The sequence below is a fragment of the Rhodoblastus sp. genome (assembly GCF_041915505.1).
GTDB lineage: Bacteria > Pseudomonadota > Alphaproteobacteria > Rhizobiales > Beijerinckiaceae > Rhodoblastus.
The window spans coordinates 1-1,904 of record NZ_JAYSBG010000498.1 but is presented as its reverse complement, the minus strand read 5'-3'; the positions used below and the strand labels follow the sequence as shown (position 1 = coordinate 1,904).

General features: G+C 62.1%; 3 protein-coding genes. 1 reads left to right on the top strand and 2 read right to left on the bottom strand.

What is annotated here, in order from left to right; genetic code table 11:
* Positions 1-718, top strand: a 718-nt coding sequence (locus ACE3S9_RS19135) for a sulfite exporter TauE/SafE family protein (protein WP_374548069.1), incomplete at its 5' end; no start/stop codon positions are given.
* Positions 719-910: 192 nt separating this feature from the next.
* On the opposite strand, the gene ACE3S9_RS19130 is transcribed toward ACE3S9_RS19135, so the two are convergent.
* Both ACE3S9_RS19130 and ACE3S9_RS19125 read right to left on the bottom strand, forming a co-directional pair.
* On the bottom strand, positions 911-1,297 hold the full coding sequence (locus ACE3S9_RS19130; RefSeq protein WP_374548068.1) for a CBS domain-containing protein: 387 nt from the start codon (positions 1,295-1,297) through the stop codon (positions 911-913).
* A 175-nt stretch (positions 1,298-1,472) separates the two neighbouring features.
* Positions 1,473-1,904, bottom strand: a 432-nt coding sequence (locus ACE3S9_RS19125; protein ID WP_374548067.1) for an Nramp family divalent metal transporter, incomplete at its 5' end; no start/stop codon positions are given.

Below are 1,904 nucleotides of genomic sequence, written 5' to 3'. Positions count from 1 at the left end.
TCTCTTTTTCGTTATCGCCGCGGCTTATGCGTCGGTCGGTCAAGCCGGCGCCTCGGGCTATCTGGCCGCGATGGCGCTTTTCCATCTCGCGCCGGCGACCATGAAGACCACGGCGCTATCGCTGAATCTCCTTGTCGCCGCGATTGGAACTTATCAATTCTGGCGCGGCGGCCACCTGTCGATGCGCGCCTTCTATCCCTTCGGCGTTCTGGGCGTTCCGTTCTCGCTCATCGGCGGCGCCGTGCAACTGCCATCGCATTTCTATTATCCGACGGTCGGGGCGATCCTGCTGCTTTCGGGGCTGCAAATGCTCCGCTCGGCCGAGAAGAACCGCCGTTCCACCTTGTCGCCTCCGGAACGCCCGCCGCTGATCGGCGCGCTGATCGCGGGCGGCGTCATCGGCTTCGTTTCCGGGACGACCGGGACGGGCGGCGGCATTTTCCTGGCGCCGGTCATCCTGTCGATGAACTGGGTCAGCATGCGCCGGACGGCGGCCGTCACAGCGGCCTACAATCTCCTGAACTCCGGCGCCGCCCTGATCGGGGCGTTCCACATTCTGGGCGCCGCCCCGCACGCTCTCCCCGTCTGGCTCGCGGCGGTCGGCGTGGGCGGCGCCTTGGGCGCCTATGCCGGCAGCAGCCGCCTACCGGAAAGCACGCTGCGCTATATTCTGGCCATCATCCTGCTCGCGGCCGGCGCCAAGCTCGTGCTGGTCTGACGTCGCGTGGCGTCGGCGCCTGGACAAGCCGTGTATTGACTCCGGCCCAGAAAACGCAAAGCGTTAGGCATGAAAGCGAGTGGCGGATTGGCCCTGAGCGGCCGAGGGGTTGATGCGGCATAAACTGACGGGGGAACGACGCGCCAAATCAATCGAAAAAGGCGAGGAGCCTGTATCTGGATTTCTAAAAGGCTACATCATCGCGTCACACAATCTCTCAAGCGTAATGGTCGCGCTATATTGGCCGTTCGCATTGACCAGAAGGACCGAATGTCCCTTCCGGAACATTCTCACGGCCACGTCGTCGAGATCATCCCACGCGGAACAACACCCTACATCTTCAGGAAATGAAAAGAAAATCCGGTCGGCCGTTTCGGCTTTGGCGTTTCGTGCAATCTGAGCGGCGATGGAGCTGGGCGTGACGACCCCGATGACCCGCCTCTCCTGATCGATCAACAAAACGGCCTCCACCCCCGAATAGCGGAACAGCCGCGCCAGGGATTGCAGCGATGAATGATACGACGCCTGGATGAGAGGCTTCCCAATTCTATGCAAAACCTCGCCGATGCTGACCGCCAATTTGCTTCTCCGTGTCTGCGCCCTCGTTTCCAGCGATGTCGGTTTCGTGGCCCTTTCGGCGCCACGAGATCAGATTCGCCGAGAGATTCTCGCGAAGCCCGGATCATTGCCGGTCTTGCCGCATATCCCCAACGTCTTCGCGTATTGCTGGAAAATGCCGCTATGAGTTCAAGGCTCAGCGAGGGATCGCAATGCCGAATGTCTGAGAGATGAGCACGACGTTGAGCAACAACACCGCGCCAGCGCAGACCGCGGCGACGATTTGCGTCGTCCGGCGGTTGGCGAAAGCGCCCATGATATCGGCGCGCCGCGTCAGGAGGAGCAGGGCAAACATCGGTATGGGCAGGGCGATGCTGAGCACGACCTGACTCATCACGAGCGCCTGCGTGGCGTTGACGCCCCAGGCGACCAGCGCGAAAGCCGGCAGCATGGTGATCAGCCTGCGCGCCCAGGTGGGAATGCGAAAGCCGATAAAGCCCTGCATGATCATCTGTCCCGCCATGGTGCCGACCGTCGAACTCGACACGCCCGAGGCGATCAGCGAAATCAGAAAGATGCCGCTGGCGCCCGCGCCCAGCAGAGGCGTCAATGTGTGATAGGCCGTCTC